Origin of the sequence: Dissulfurirhabdus thermomarina, assembly GCF_012979235.1 — a bacterium.
Classification (GTDB): domain Bacteria; phylum Desulfobacterota; class Dissulfuribacteria; order Dissulfuribacterales; family Dissulfurirhabdaceae; genus Dissulfurirhabdus; species Dissulfurirhabdus thermomarina.
The window spans coordinates 37,084-51,179 of record NZ_JAATWC010000001.1 but is presented as its reverse complement, the minus strand read 5'-3'; the positions used below and the strand labels follow the sequence as shown (position 1 = coordinate 51,179).

The window sequence follows — 14,096 nt, the reverse complement described above, 5'->3', positions numbered from 1 at the left end:
GGTCGGCCCACGAGGCCTGCCCGGGCCTTTCGCATTCCGGGCCCGGCTATTCCACCGTGACGCTCTTGGCGAGGTTGCGGGGCTGGTCCACGTCGCAGCCCCGGGCCACGGCGATCTCGTAGGCGAGGAGCTGGAGGGGCACGGCGTAGAGGAAGGGATTCAGGGCCGGGTCCGGCGGCCGGGGCACCTCCACCACGTGGTCGGCCGTCTGGCGGAGGGCCTCGTCGCCTTCTTCCCCCAGGGCGATGAGGATGCCGCGGCGGGACCGGACCTCCTCCATGTTGCTCAGGACCTTTTCGTAGACGTGGTCCCGGGGGGCCACGACGGTCACCGGCATCTCGCGGTCGATGAGGGCGATGGGACCGTGCTTCATCTCGCCCGCGGCGTAGCCCTCGGCGTGGATGTAGGAGATCTCCTTGAGCTTCAGGGCCCCCTCGAGGGCGAGGGGAAAGCCGAGGTGGCGGCCGAGGTAGAGGAAGTCCCGGCAGCCGTAGAAGCGGTCGGCCAGCTCCCGGCACCGGGCCTGCCAGGCCCCGAGCCGTCCCTCGAGGATCCCGGGGACGGCCACCAGGGCGCGGATCTTCTCCCGCCGGGCCGCCGCATCCAGGTCGCCGCGGACCTGGGCGAGGTAGAGGCCGAGGAGGTAGAGGGCGGCCAGCTGGCTGGTGAAGGCCTTGGTGGAGGCCACCCCGATCTCCGGCCCGGCGTGGGTGTAGAGGGTGCCGTGGGCCTCCCGGGTGACGGTGCTCCCCACCACGTTGCAGATGCCCACCACGGGCGCCCCGCGCTCCTTGGCCATGCGCAGGCCCGCCAGGGTGTCGGCGGTCTCCCCGGACTGGGAGACGGCCACGGCGAGGACCTGCCCGTCCAGGAGGGGGCGCCGGTACCGGAACTCCGAGGCGAGTTCCACCTCCACGGGGAGGCCGGTCCACTCCTCGATCCAGTACTTGGCCACCAGCCCCGCGTGCCAGGAGGTGCCGCAGGCGATGATGGAGAGGCGGCGGAGGGCGCGGACGGCCGCCTCGTCGAGCCCGAGCTCGGGCAGCCGCACCTCCCCGGTCTCGGGGACGACCCGACCGCGGATGGTGTTCAGCACCGCCTGGGGCTGCTCGTGGATCTCCTTCAGCATGAAGTGGCGGAAGCCGCCCTTCTCCGCCATGGCGGCGTCCCAGGAGATGGCGGTGGCGGCCTTCTCCACCGGCCGCCCGTCGTCCAGGCGGCAGACGGCCGCCCCCTCCCGGGTGAGGACGGCGGTCTCGCCGTCGTCGAGGAAGAGGACGTCGCGGGTGAAGGGGAGCAGCGCCGGGATGTCCGAGGCGAGGAAGGCCTCGTCCGTCCCGAGGCCCAGGACGAGGGGGCTCTGCCTGCGCGCCGCCACGATCCGGTCCGGCGCCCCGGTCCAGAGGACGCCGAGGGCGAAGGCACCCTCCACGTCGGCCAGGGCCCGGCGCACGGCGGCCAGGAGGTCGCCGTCGAGGTACTTCTCCACCAGGTGGGCCAGCACCTCCGTGTCGGTCTCGGACCGGAACCGGTGGCCCTCCGCGGCGAGATCCTGCCGGAGGCTGTAGTAGTTCTCGATGATCCCGTTGTGGACCACCACCACGGAACCCGTGCAGTCCGTGTGGGGATGGGCGTTGGCCTCGGTGGGGGCGCCGTGGGTGGCCCAGCGGGTGTGGCCGAGGCCGATCCCGCTGGCGGCGTCGCGCCGCCCGTCGAGGAGTCCGTCGAGGCCGGTGAGTTTTCCGGGGCAGCGGACCAGCTCGATCCGGCCGTCCTCCAGCCAGGCGACCCCGGCGGAGTCATAGCCCCGGTACTCGAGGCGGCGCAGGCCTTCCATCAGGACCGGGAGCACCCGTCTGCCGCCGACGTAGCCGACGATGCCGCACATGTCCCACCTCCCTCAGGCGGTCTCCCCGCCCGGGTCCGCGTGGGACAGTGACGCCAGGTACCGTTCCCACTCCACGGGGAGGAGGTATTTCTTCCGGTTGTTGCAGTCCTTGCAGGCCGGGACGAGGTTGTGGCGCTCGCTGGTCCCGCCGCGGGCCAGGGGCACCACGTGGTCCATGGTGAGGGCCGCCGCCCCGACGAACCGGCCGCAGTAGTGGCAGCGGCCGGCGGCGCACTTCCGGCGCCACCACCGGGTGCGGCGAAGCTCCCGGGCCCGCTGTTTCTCCCGCCGCAGGCGCTCCTCGTCCGGCGGCCGCGGGGGAAGATGGAAGGATCGCTCCTGCGCCACGACACCACAGGATAGCCGGAAGGTGTTCCCCCTGCAAAGCCGCCCGCGGCGCCGTTTGGGAAATCCATCGAAATGGCCGATAATAGTAAAACGGAGGCAGGTGACGAGCATGCATCTTCCCGGCGAGCCCCCCGAGCCCGGGGTCGAGGTGGACCTCCCCGAGGAGATCCCCCCGTCCCGGCGTGCCGAGCGCACCCTCTCGGCCGCCGTCCAGGCCCTGGTGCCGGCCGATCCCCGTCACCTCCGCGCCCTCTTCGCCCTCTGCGCCCATCCCCACTCGGACGCCGCCGAATTCACCGACGTGATCCTCCGCGATTTCGGCCTCACCCTGCAGCTCCTGCGCCGGGGCAACGCCGCCTTCTTCGGCCGCGGCCGCCAGCGGGTCATCCGGATGCGCCACATCGTGGTGCTCCTCGGCATCGACAACATCTCCAGGGCCATCTCCCCCTTGCCGCTTCTCCCCGAGGGGGATCGGGCCGCCGACGGGGAGGCGGGGCCGCTCCTCCGCCTTCTGGCCCGGTCCGTTTTCGAGGCCACCCTGGCCCGGTCCCTCACGCCCACCGGGCTCGAGGCCCAGGAGGTCACCGCCTGCGCCATGCTCAAGCGGCTCGGGCAGGTGCTCCTCTCCGTGGTCCAGCCGGGGGTCGGCCGGACCCTCTGGGCCCTCCGGGCCAAGCCCGGCCTCCTCGACCGCACCGCCAAGCGGATGACCGGGTGGCGTCCAGGGGAACTCGGTCTCGCCGCCGCCCGGCGCTGGAACTTCCCCGGCATCATCCGCCTCTCCATCGCCCCGGCCCGCCAGCGGCTCCGGGCCGGCCGGGGGCGCGACCGGCGCCTCGTCACCCTGGTGGACGAGGTCCACGCCTGGGTGGACGGGGCGGCCGTCAAGGAGACGAGCCGGCGCTACCTGGAAGAGATCCAGGAGGACCTCTTCAAGCTCACGGGCTTTTCCCCCAAGCGGTTCGAGCGCCTGGTGGCCCGGTCGGTCTTCGACTTCGAGAAGGGAAACCCGGGCTTCTTCCGCCTCCTCCGGGACGAGGGGGTCTTCGACCGCCTGGTGGGCTGAGCCCCGGCGCGGCACCGTGGAGGAACGGGAAGGGTGAGGGGACGGGAGCGGCGCGCCCTCGAAAAACGCCTGCTCGCCATGCTGGGCCGCGCCCCCTGGGCCTTCGGCCTGGTGCCTGCCCCCGGCGGCTGGTTCTCCATTCGGGAGGTCCACCGCGCCCTCCTCCAGGAAGCCGGCCTTCCGCGGCCCACCCTCCAGGGTCTGAAGCAGTTCTTCGCCCTCCACAGGCCGCGGTCCCTCGAGTGGACCGAGGACCGGGTGCGCGCCCGGCCCGAGTTCCAGGTGGAGGGGCTCGGGACCTTCCCGGAGGCGGCGCCGCCGGAGAGCCTCTACACCGCGATCCGCCCGGGGGCCCTTTCCCGGGTCCGGGAGCACGGGTTGCGGGCCCCCCGGGGCGGCTGGGTGGTCCTTTCCGCCGAGACCGAGACGGCCCGGTGCATCGGCCGGCGGCGGGTGGACGCGCCCGTGGTGGCCAGGGTGCGGGCCGGGCGGGCGGCGGCGGCCGGCGTGCGGTTCCGTGCCGCCGGGGAGGGGCTCTTCGTGGCCGAGGCCGTGCCGCCGGAGTGGGTCGAGCTGCCGCCGCCCGGCCGGAAACCCCGGGAGAAGGCCGGGGAACGGCCCCGGGACGGCGCCCGCCCCGCGGGGCGGGCGGAGCTGCCGGGGGGATACCGCCCGGGGCCGGAGGTGCTGCCCGCCCCGGGGCGTCCGCGGCGGCGGGACGGGAGGCGGAAGCGGGGCCCGCGGCAAAAAATGGGTGAAAACCCTTTTCATTCCGGTTGCCTGGAGCTATAGTGGAATTCCCAATTGGTCGAAAAGGCCGTGCTCCCGGGAATCCCTGCATTTTCCGCCCTGGAAGGTCCAGGAATCCCAAAGAGGCGGCCCTTTTTGGACCCAGGAACCCCGGGGGCCCCGTGCCGGCACCGTCCACCCCGGCCGGGGGGGCGATCTCGGCGCGCGAGGTTGTCCGGGACCTTCGGATTGTGTTATAAGAGGCGACGTTGAAAGGATGAGAGGCATGTCGGATCCAGTTCGAGAAGACCACCCGCGGAGTGAGCCCGCGTTCCTGTCCTTCGACGCCCTGCGGCAGGCGGCCGAGTGCCTCCGGTGCATCGCCCATCCGCACCGGCTGCGCATCATCGAGATCCTGCTCAGCGGCGACTACACCGTCGAGGAGGTGGCCAACCTCTGCGGCCTTTCCCAGCCGGCCACCAGCGGTCACCTCCGGCTGATGCAGGGGAAGGGCTTCCTCCAAAGCCGGCGGCGTGGGCGGCGGGTGTACTATTCCGTCGTCGAGCGGCAGCTCGAGAGCATCCTGAAGTGCATCAGCGCCCGTTTCTCGGGCGACGACGGACCGCAGGGGGCCTAGCCGCCAGCACCTTCGGCCTCCCGGGCGGCCCGCCGACCGGTAGGGCGTTCCGGGTCGTGGTACCGAAGACCTTTGGCCTTCCCGGGCTGGATCGGGAGAGACGGAGGTGAAAGGCGTGAAGGTATCCTCGCGCATCGTCGATTTTTCCACCCGGCACCCGTGGGTGGTCACCGGTTCCATGGTGGCCCTCACCCTGCTCCTGGCCCTGGGCGCGGCGCTGCCGACCCTGTGGCCGGAGCGGTTCCCCTTCCTGAAACCCCTCCACGTGGACACGGACCCGGAGAACATGCTCCGGCAGGACGAGCCCGTCCGGGTCTTCCACGACCGGATGAAGCGGGTCTTCAGCCTGCACGACATCCTGGTCCTCGGCGTGGTGAACGAGCGGGATCCCGACGGGGTCTTCAACCCCGACTCCCTCCGGCGGATCTTCGACCTGGCCGACTACGCCAAGGGTCTCCAGTGGGACGACCCGGAGCACCCCGGCCGGAGGGCGGGCGTCATCGCCGTGGACATCATCGCCCCCTCCACCGTGGACAACATCGAGCAGGGCGGGCTCGGCTCCGTGCGCTTCGAATGGCTCATGCCGACGCCCCCGAAGACCCGGGCCGAGGCCCGGGCGATCCGGGACAAGGCCCGGCGCCTTCCCTTCCTCCAGGGGACCCTCGTCTCCGAAGACGGGAAGGCCATCTGCCTCTACATCCCCCTCACCTCGAAGAAGGTGAGCTACCGGGTGGCCTCGCGGCTCCGGGAGAAGATCCGCTCCTTCGGGCAGGTGGACGACCAGTACCACATCACGGGCCTCCCCGTGGCCAACGACACCTTCGGCGTCGAGATGTTCCGCCAGATGGCCATCTCGGCCCCCATGGCCATGGCGATCATCTTCCTGCTCATGCTCTTCTTCTTCCGGAAGCTGGTCATGATCCTCTCCCCCATGATCGTGGCCCTGGTGAGCGTGATCTGCACCATGGGGCTCCTCATCGTGACCGGGAAGACCGTCCACATCATGAGTTCCATGATCCCGGTCTTCATCATGCCCATCGCGGTGCTGGACTCGGTGCACATCCTCTCGGAGTTCTTCGACCGGTACCCGAGGCTCCGCGACCGGCGCCGCACGGTGCTCGAGGTGATGGACGAGCTCTTCATGCCCATGCTCTACACCTCGCTCACCTCGGCGGCGGGCTTCGCCTCCCTGGCGCTCACCCCCATCCCGCCGGTCCAGGTCTTCGGCCTCTACGTGGCCGCCGGCGTGATGCTCGCCTGGGTCTTCACGGTGACCTTCGTCCCGGCCTACGTGATGTTCATCCCGGAGCGGTCCCTGGCGGGCTTCGGGTTCCCGGCCGAGGGGAAGGTGGCGCCGGGCAACCGGCTCTCCCGCTTCCTCGCCTGGCTGGGGAACACCACCTACCGGCGGGCCAAGTTCATCGTGGTGCTGGCCGTGGCCATGATGGGGGCGGCGGCCTACGGGATCAGCCTGATCCAGATCAACGACAACCCGGTGAAGTGGTTCACCCACTCCCACCCCATCCGCATCGCCGACAAGGTCCTGAACCGGCACTTCGGCGGCACCTATATGGCCTACCTCACCCTCACCCCGGAGGCCGGCCCGGCGGAGGACGTCGCCTCCTACGCCGAGGGGCTCGCCGCCCGGCTCGAGGCGGCGGCGAAGCGGTACCAGGACCTCCCCGGCGCCGCGAAGGTCTTCGGCGAGGCGGCGGCCCGGGCCCGGGCACAGGCCCGGCGCGCCGAGAGCGCCGCCGCCCTGCTGGATGACCTCGACGCCTTCGTGGCGGCGGAGACGGACCGCGCGCCCGAGGCCCTGCTCGACGCGTGGGACGAGGTGGCCGCCCTGGTCTCCGGGGAGCGGCAGCGGGGCCAGGTCTTCAAGGACCCGGCGGTGCTTCGCTACCTCGCCCGGCTCCAGGAGGAACTCCTCCGGACCGGCGTGGTGGGGAAGTCCAACTCCGTCACCGATCTCGTCAAGACCGTCCACCGGGAGCTCTTCCTGGGCGACGATTCGCACTTCACCGTGCCCGACACCCGCGAGGCCGTGGCCCAGTGCCTCATCACCTACCAGAACAGCCACCGGCCCCAGGACCTCTGGCACTTCGTGACCCCGGACTACCGCCGGGCCAGCATCTGGGTCCAGCTCCGGAGCGGCGACAACAAGGACATGATGGCCGTGGTGCGCCATGTCGACGCCTTCCTGGCGCAGAATCCCCCGCCCGTCCCCCTCCGGCACGACTGGTACGGGCTCACCTACATCAACGTGGTCTGGCAGGCGAAGATGGTCTCCGGGATGCTCCAGGCCTTCCTGGGAAGCTTCCTCGTGGTCTTCTTCATGATGACCCTGCTCTTCCGCTCCGCCCTCTGGGGCTTCCTCTGCATGGTGCCCCTCACGGTGACCATCGCCTTCATCTACGGGCTCGTCGGCTACGCGGGCAAGGACTACGACATGCCCATCGCCGTGCTCTCGGCCCTCACCCTGGGCCTGGCCGTGGACTTCGCCATCCACTTCCTGGCCCGGAGCCGGAACATGGTGGCGGTGTACGGCACCTGGGAACGGACCGCGGGGCCCATGTTCGAGGAACCGGCCCGGGCCATCACCCGGAACATCGTGGTGATCGCCCTGGGCTTCCTCCCGCTGCTGGCGGCGCCGCTCGTCCCCTACAAGACGGTGGGGACCTTCATGGCCCTCATCCTCTCCTTCGCCGGCATCGTCACCCTGATGCTGCTGCCGGCCCTGGTGCGGCTCCTCGAGCGGCGGCTCTTCCCCGGGGAGCGTCCCGCCATGTGGTGCCGGTGTCTCACCTGCATCATCCTGGCGGTGACCCTGGTGCTCCTGGTGGCGGTCAACCTCCAGCAATACCTCGACCTGGCCTGGCGGGACGTGAGCTGGGCGGGCGTGGCCGCCGTGGTGATCCTCGGCGTGCTCTGCCGGCTCGCCTCGAAGGCGCCCGCCTGCGCCGTTTCCCGGAAGGAGGAATCGAAATGAAGACGCAGGGCAAGATGCTCGGCATCCTCGCGGTGGCAACGTGGATCCTGTGGGCCGCCGGCCCGGCGGGCGCCGCCGGGCCCTCCGTCTCGGAGATCGTGGAGAAGGCCAACCTCATGGCCTACTACCAGGGCCGCGACGGCAAGGCCCGGGTCCAGATGACCATCGTCGATTCACAGGGCCGGAAGCGCGAGCGGAACTTCGTCATCCTCCGCAAAGACAAGGAAGACGGGGGCGACCAGTACTACTACGTCTACTTCCACCGGCCCTCCGACGTTCGGAAGATGATCTTCATGGTCTGGAAGCATCCCGGAAAGGACGACGACCGGTGGCTGTACCTGCCGGCCCTCGACCTCGTCAAGCGCATCGCCGCCACCGACAAGCGGTCGAGCTTCGTGGGCTCCGATTTCCTCTACGAGGACGTCTCCGGCCGGAGCATCACCGAGGACGAGCACGAGCTCGTGGAGACCACCGACCGCTACTACGTCCTCAAGAACACCCCGAAGGATCCCGCCTCCGTGGAGTTCGGCTATTACAAGGTCTGGGTGGACCGGGCGACCTTCCTGCCGGTGCGGGCCGAGTACTACGACCGTGCCGGCAAGAAGTACCGGGTCATCGAGGCCCTGGAGATCCGGACCATCCAGGGGTATCCCACGGTGGTGAAGTCGCGGGTCTCGAACCTCGAGACCGGCAGCGTCACCACCCTGGAGTTCAGCGAGATAAAGTACGATATCGGCCTGAGCGACCGGATCTTCACGGAGCGCTATCTCCGCCGGCCCCCTCGGGAGGCCCGGAGATGAGACGGGCGGTCGTCGCGGCCTGCCTCCTCTTGGCGGGCCTCTTGGCCGGCGTGCCGTCGCCCCGGGCGGCGGCGGTGGACCTCCACGGCTTCTGGGAGGCCCGGGGCGGCTACCGGACCCGGGGCGACGGGGACGAAAAGAGCGCCTCCATCATGGAGACGCGGCTCCAGCTGGACGCCGCCAAGGACTTCGCCTACGGGACGGTGCGGGTGCGGTCCGATTTCCTCTACGACGGCGTCCTCGACCGCCACGGGGTGGACCTCGAGGAGGGCTCCGGCTGGATCGACCTCCGGGAGGCCAACGTCCTCCTCTATCCCTCCGACTTCATGGACCTCAAGGTGGGGCGCCAGATCCTCACCTGGGGCACCGGGGACCTCATCTTCATCAACGACCTCTTCCCGAAGGACTGGAAGTCCTTCTTCATCGGCCGCGACGACGAGTACCTCAAGGCCCCGTCCGACGCGGCCAAGGCCAGCATCTTCCTGGACCTCTTCAACCTGGACCTGGTCTACACGCCCCGCTTCGACGCCGACCGCTTCATCTCCGGGGAGCGGATCTCCTACTGGAACGACGGGCTCGGAAGGCTCGCCGGCCGGGACGCCGTCGTCCGGGCGGACCAGCCGGACGACTGGTTCCGGGACGCCGAGTTCGCCGGGCGGCTCTACCGGACGATCCGCGGCTACGAGGCGGCCCTCTACGGTTACGCCGGCTACTGGAAGAGCCCGGGCGGCCAGGACCCGGTCACCGGAAAGGCCACCTACCCGCGCCTTTCCGTCTACGGCGCCAGCCTCCGGGGGACGGCCCTCGGGGGCATCGTGAGCCTCGAGGCGGGCTACTACGACTCCCGCGAAGACCGAAACGGCCGGGACCCCTTCGTCCGAAACGGCGAGGTGCGCTATCTTGCCGGCTACGAGCGGGAGCTGGCCCGCGACTTCACGGCGGCCGTCCAGTTCTACGTGGAGCACATGCTGGACTACTCGGCCTACCGCCGGTCCCTGCCGCCCACCTTCCATCCCCGGGAGCGAAACCGCCAGGTCCTCACCCTCCGGCTCACCCAGCTCCTCCTGAACCAGAACCTCAAGCTCTCCTTCTTCGCCTTCTACTCGCCCACGGACGACGATGCCTACCTCCGCCCGAAGGCCCACTACAAGTTCACCGACAACTGGTCGGGCGAGATCGGGGCCAATGTCTTCCTCGGGCGGAGCGATTATACTTTCTTCGGCCAGTTCCGCCGGAACAGCAACCTCTACCTGGCCGTCCGCTACGGCTTCTAGGCCCCGGCCCGGGCCCGCCCGGGCCGGGCGCGACGCCCGCTTGGAGAACCGTATCCCGACATACCCGGCCGCCCCGTCTCCCCGGCGCCGCCTTCGGGCGGCGGCCGCGGGGCTCGCCGCGGCCCTCCTGCTGCCGCTGCTGGCCGCACCCCGGCCGGCCCGGGCCATGATGTCGGTGGAGGAGGAGAAGGAGCTCGGCGCCCGCCTGCTCCGGATGGTGAAGGAGCAGGCCCAACTCGTCGAGGACCCGGAGGTGGTGGGTTACGTCCGGGGCGTGGGCCGCAAGGTGCTGGCCCAGGTGGGGACCAGCTTCTTCGACTACCGCTTCTTCGTGATCCAGGACGCGGCCCTCAACGCCTTCGCCATGCCCGGCGGGCTGGTCTTCGTCCACAGCGGGCTGATCGAGGCCGTGGACAACGAGGACGAGCTCCTCTGTGTCATCGCCCACGAGATCGGGCACGTGGAGGGCCGCCACGTGGCGCGGCGGATGGAGCGGATGCAGCGGGTCAACCTGGCCACGGCGGCCATGGCCATCGCCGGGATCTTCCTCGGCAGCCCCAAGGCCGGCAGCGCCATCCTCGCCACCTCCGGGGCGCTCAACGCCTCCATCGCCCTGAAGTACAGCCGGGCGGACGAGGAGGAGGCGGACCGACGCGGCTACGCCTGGATCTGCAAGGCCGGCTACGACCCCGGGGGGCTGATCGCCGTCCTGAAGAAGATGCAGCGTCACCGCTGGCTGGGCTCCGACCGGATCCCGAGCTACCTCTCCACCCATCCCGGGGCCGCCGAGCGGGTGACCTACCTGGAGCACCAGCGGGCCTACCGGCCCTGCCCCCAGCGGGTGCCGCAGGACAACTTCGAGCTCCGGCGGGTCCAGGTCCGGCTCCGGGTCCTCACCTCGGATCCGCGGGTCCTGGTGGAGCGGTACCGGCGCGAGCTGGCGGCCACCCCGAAAGACAGCCTCCTCCGGTTCGGCCTGGCCGAGGCGCTGCTCGCCGCGCGGGACTACGACGCGGCCCTGGCGCTCTTCCGGGAGCTGGCCGAGCAGGAGGGCGATGCCCGCCCGCGGTTTCGCGCCGACCTGGGGCGGGCTCTCTTCACTGCGGGCCGTTACGCGGAGGCCCGCAAGGTGTTGACAACCTACCTGGAGGCCCATCCCGGCGACGACGGCGCCCGCTTCCTCCTGGCGCGGACCCTCCTGGAACTCGGGAACGCCGGGGCCGCCTTGCCCCTCCTCGGGCGCCTGTCCGGGGACTGGCCCGAGGCCCCCGGGCTCGATTTCCAGCTCGGCCGGGCCCTGGCGGCGGCGGGCCGAACGGGGGAGGCCCACTACCACTTCTACCTTCACTACCTGCGGTCCGGGGACGCCCGGGCCGCCGCCTACCACCGGGACCGGGCCCTGGCGTTGCTGCCGGCCGGCAGCCCCCTCCGCCGGAAGCTTGTCCCGCCGGGCGAAAGGAACGCCACCCGGGCAGAGGAGGAGGCCGGGCGATGACCTCCGCCGCCCGTGCCTACGGCGCCTTCGCCGCGGTGGCGGCGGCGGTCGTGGTCGTCGACCAGGCGACCAAGTGGCTGGTGCTCCACGGCTTCGGGCTCTACGAGGTTCGGCCGGTGGTGCCCGGCCTCTTCAACCTCACCCTGGTGTTCAACACCGGGGTCGCCTTCGGCCTGCTGGCGGGCGGCGGCGCCTGGCGGCGCCTCTTCCTCCTGGCCGTGGCCGTGGCGGCCCTGGCCGCAATGGCGGCGGTGCTCGGCCGGCGGCCCGGCCGCTCCGCCCCCCTCCTCTACGGGGCCGCCCTGGTGGCCGGCGGCGCCGCGGGCAACATGGTGGACCGCCTCCGGTACGGGGCCGTGGTGGACTTCCTGGACTTTCACCTGGGCGCCTACCACTGGCCGGCCTTCAACGCGGCCGACTCCGCCATCACCGTGGGGGCCGCCCTGATGGCCTTCCATTTCCTCTTCCGGGAGCCGCGGTAAATTTTTTCTCGCCGGGGTCTTGCATTCGGGAGGCGCGTGTTTATATTAGCACTCGCCTTGGCCGGCTGCTAACAAATCCGGGGCGTTCCACCGGGCCGGCCCCGGGGGTGGCCGCTGGCCCCCTCGGTCTTCACGACAGCGATACGCCATCCAGCACAGTACAACGGGTGGCTCCACGGGATTCGGCGTCGCCGCCGAGGCCGGCTCCGGCCGGGAAGCCCGGGCACCGCGGGACGGGGCCGGGCGGCGCGCCGCGTCACCGGAAAGGGTCACCGGGAAAAGGAGGAGCAGGCATCATGAAGATTCGTCCATTGCACGACCGTATCCTCGTCAAGCGCTTGGAGGAGGAGGAGAAAACCAAGGGCGGGATCATCATCCCCGACACCGCCAAGGAGAAGCCCATCGAGGGCAAGGTGATCGCCGTGGGCAACGGCAAGCTCATGGAGAACGGCGAACTCCGGCCCCTCGACGTCAAGGAGGGGGACCGGGTGCTCTTCGGCAAGTACGCCGGGACGGAGATCAAGATCGAAGGAGAGGATTACCTCATGATGCGGGAGGACGACGTCCTCGGCATCATCGAGGGCTGATCGCTGACGCGCGCGGCGGGGTTTCCGGGCCTGCCGGGCCTGTGATGCCCGCCCATCGCCCAACAGAGCACTTTTGAGCGGAGGTTCAAAGATATGGCTGCCAAGGAAATCAAGTACGATGCAAAGGCTCGCGACGCGCTTCGCCGGGGCGTCAACGCCCTTGCCAACGCGGTGAAGGTGACCCTCGGCCCCAAGGGCCGCAACGTCATCATCGAGAAGTCCTTCGGGTCCCCGGTGATCACCAAGGACGGCGTGACCGTGGCCAAGGAGATCGAGCTCGAGGACAAGTTCGAGAACATGGGGGCCCAGATGGTCAAGGAGGTCGCCAGCAAGACCTCCGACGTGGCCGGTGACGGCACCACCACCGCCACCATCCTGGCCCAGGCCATCTACAACGAGGGCTCCAAGCTGGTGGCCGCCGGCATCAACCCCATGGCCCTCAAGCGCGGCATCGACAAGGCCGTGGACGCCGTGGTGGAAGAGCTGCGCAAGCTCAGCAAGCCCACCAAGGACCAGAAGGAGATCGCCCAGGTCGGCACCATCTCCGCCAACAACGACGAGACCATCGGCAACATCATCGCCGAGGCCATGGACAAGGTGGGCAAGGAAGGCGTCATCACCGTTGAGGAAGCCAAGTCCATGGAGACCTCCCTGGACGTGGTGGAGGGCATGCAGTTCGACCGGGGCTACGTCTCGCCCTACTTCGTGACCGACCCCGAGAAGATGGAGTGCGTGCTCGAGGACCCCTACATCCTGGTCCACGAGAAGAAGATCAGCAACATGAAGGACCTCCTGCCCCTCCTCGAGCAGATCGCCAAGATGGGCAAGCCCCTCATGATCATCGCCGAGGATGTCGAGGGCGAGGCCCTGGCCACCCTGGTGGTCAACAAGCTCCGCGGCACCCTCTCCGTGTGCGCCGCCAAGGCGCCGGGCTTCGGTGACCGCCGCAAGGCCATGCTCGAGGACATCGCCATCCTCACCGGCGGCCAGGTGGTCTCCGAGGACCTCGGCATCAAGCTCGAGAACATCAGCGTCAACGACCTCGGCCGGGCCAAGCGCATCGTGGTGGACAAGGACAACACCACCATCGTGGACGGCGCGGGCACCAAGGAGAAGATCGAGGGCCGCGTCAAGCAGATCCGGGCCCAGATCGAGGAGACCACCTCGGACTACGACCGCGAAAAGCTCCAGGAGCGGCTGGCGAAGCTCATCGGCGGTGTCGCCGTGATCAACGTGGGGGCCGCCACCGAGACCGAGATGAAGGAGAAGAAGGCCCGGGTGGAGGACGCCCTGAACGCCACCCGCGCCGCGGTGGAGGAGGGCATCGTCCCCGGCGGCGGGACGGCGCTCATCCGCTGTCTGCCGGCCCTCGACAAGATCAAGGCGGACGACACCGACGAGATGCACGGCGTGAACATCATCCGCCGGGCCCTCGAGGAGCCCCTCCGCCAGATCGCCAACAACGCCGGCCACGAGGGCTCCATCGTGGTGGAGCACGTGAAGGGCGCCAAGGGGAACGAGGGCTTCAACGCGGCCACCGGCGAGTACCAGGACATGATGGCCGCCGGCGTCATCGATCCCACCAAGGTGACCCGGACCGCCCTCCAGAACGCCGCCAGTGTCGCGGGGCTGCTTCTCACCACCGAGGCCATGGTGGCGGAGAAGCCCAAGGAAGAAGAAGGCAAGGGTGGCGGTGCCCCCGACATGGGCGGCATGGGCGGGATGTACTGAGCCCCCCGGCGGGCCACCGCCGAACACGGAACGTCCAGCGGGCCTCCCGGGAAACCGGGAGGCCCGT

The 14,096-nt window shown here is 70.1% G+C and carries 12 protein-coding genes; 10 read left to right on the top strand and 2 right to left on the bottom strand.

Annotation, left to right across the window (positions count from 1 at the left end):
- Positions 1 to 46: 46 nt before the first annotated feature.
- Both glmS and HCU62_RS11715 read right to left on the bottom strand, forming a co-directional pair.
- On the bottom strand, positions 47 to 1,888 hold the full coding sequence (gene glmS, locus HCU62_RS00230; RefSeq protein WP_163297729.1) for a glutamine--fructose-6-phosphate transaminase (isomerizing): 1,842 nt from the start codon (positions 1,886 to 1,888) through the stop codon (positions 47 to 49).
- Positions 1,889 to 1,900: 12 nt separating this feature from the next.
- Positions 1,901 to 2,236 (bottom strand): HNH endonuclease, encoded by a 336-nt coding sequence (locus tag HCU62_RS11715; RefSeq protein ID WP_309474759.1) that lies wholly within the window; start codon positions 2,234 to 2,236, stop codon positions 1,901 to 1,903.
- 109 nt (positions 2,237 to 2,345) lie between these two features.
- Between HCU62_RS11715 and HCU62_RS00220 the strand changes: the two genes are divergently transcribed.
- The 10 genes from HCU62_RS00220 to groL all read left to right on the top strand — a co-directional run bounded on the left by HCU62_RS00220 (position 2,346) and on the right by groL (position 14,029).
- Positions 2,346 to 3,302 (top strand): HDOD domain-containing protein, encoded by a 957-nt coding sequence (locus tag HCU62_RS00220; RefSeq protein ID WP_163297731.1) that lies wholly within the window; start codon positions 2,346 to 2,348, stop codon positions 3,300 to 3,302.
- Between the two features lie 33 nt (positions 3,303 to 3,335).
- Positions 3,336 to 4,094 (top strand): RNA 2'-phosphotransferase family protein, encoded by a 759-nt coding sequence (locus tag HCU62_RS00215; protein ID WP_163297732.1) that lies wholly within the window; start codon positions 3,336 to 3,338, stop codon positions 4,092 to 4,094.
- 223 nt (positions 4,095 to 4,317) lie between these two features.
- Entirely contained in the window at positions 4,318 to 4,668 is a 351-nt protein-coding gene (locus HCU62_RS00210; RefSeq protein ID WP_163297733.1) for an ArsR/SmtB family transcription factor, read from the top strand.
- 115 nt (positions 4,669 to 4,783) lie between these two features.
- On the top strand, positions 4,784 to 7,660 hold the full coding sequence (locus HCU62_RS00205; RefSeq protein ID WP_309474760.1) for an efflux RND transporter permease subunit: 2,877 nt from the start codon (positions 4,784 to 4,786) through the stop codon (positions 7,658 to 7,660).
- Positions 7,657 to 8,460, top strand: coding sequence for an outer membrane lipoprotein-sorting protein (locus HCU62_RS00200; protein ID WP_163297734.1), 804 nt, complete (start codon positions 7,657 to 7,659; stop codon positions 8,458 to 8,460). Before HCU62_RS00205 ends, HCU62_RS00200 begins: the two co-directional genes overlap by 4 nt.
- Positions 8,457 to 9,734 carry a hypothetical protein gene (locus tag HCU62_RS00195; protein ID WP_163297735.1) on the top strand — a complete coding sequence of 426 codons (1,278 nt, stop codon included), beginning with the start codon at positions 8,457 to 8,459 and terminating at the stop codon, positions 9,732 to 9,734. Before HCU62_RS00200 ends, HCU62_RS00195 begins: the two co-directional genes overlap by 4 nt.
- Positions 9,735 to 9,774: 40 nt before the next feature.
- Positions 9,775 to 11,229 (top strand): beta-barrel assembly-enhancing protease, encoded by a 1,455-nt coding sequence (locus HCU62_RS00190; protein ID WP_163297736.1) that lies wholly within the window; start codon positions 9,775 to 9,777, stop codon positions 11,227 to 11,229.
- A complete protein-coding gene (gene lspA / locus HCU62_RS00185; protein WP_163297737.1) occupies positions 11,226 to 11,711 on the top strand; it encodes a signal peptidase II in 486 nt (161 codons plus the stop codon). The genes HCU62_RS00190 and lspA overlap by 4 nt, the downstream gene beginning before the upstream one ends.
- A 296-nt stretch (positions 11,712 to 12,007) precedes the next feature.
- Positions 12,008 to 12,298, top strand: a complete 291-nt coding sequence (gene groES / locus HCU62_RS00180) for a co-chaperone GroES (RefSeq protein WP_163297738.1) — start codon at positions 12,008 to 12,010, stop codon at positions 12,296 to 12,298.
- Between the two features lie 93 nt (positions 12,299 to 12,391).
- A complete protein-coding gene (gene groL / locus HCU62_RS00175; protein WP_163297739.1) occupies positions 12,392 to 14,029 on the top strand; it encodes a chaperonin GroEL in 1,638 nt (545 codons plus the stop codon).
- The last annotated feature ends 67 nt before the right edge of the window (positions 14,030 to 14,096 follow it).

Bases quoted from the DNA above. Each gene is read 5' to 3' on its own strand.
- glmS (WP_163297729.1), bottom strand. From the start codon at position 1,888: ATGTGCGGCATCGTCGGCTACGTCGGCGGCAGACGGGTGCTCCCGGTC.
- HCU62_RS00220 (WP_163297731.1), top strand. From the start codon at position 2,346: ATGCATCTTCCCGGCGAGCCCCCCGAGCCCGGGGTCGAGGTGGACCTC.
- HCU62_RS00210 (WP_163297733.1), top strand. From the start codon at position 4,318: ATGTCGGATCCAGTTCGAGAAGACCACCCGCGGAGTGAGCCCGCGTTC.
- HCU62_RS00200 (WP_163297734.1), top strand. From the start codon at position 7,657: ATGAAGACGCAGGGCAAGATGCTCGGCATCCTCGCGGTGGCAACGTGG.
- HCU62_RS00195 (WP_163297735.1), top strand. From the start codon at position 8,457: ATGAGACGGGCGGTCGTCGCGGCCTGCCTCCTCTTGGCGGGCCTCTTG.
- lspA (WP_163297737.1), top strand. From the start codon at position 11,226: ATGACCTCCGCCGCCCGTGCCTACGGCGCCTTCGCCGCGGTGGCGGCG.
- groES (WP_163297738.1), top strand. From the start codon at position 12,008: ATGAAGATTCGTCCATTGCACGACCGTATCCTCGTCAAGCGCTTGGAG.
- groL (WP_163297739.1), top strand. From the start codon at position 12,392: ATGGCTGCCAAGGAAATCAAGTACGATGCAAAGGCTCGCGACGCGCTT.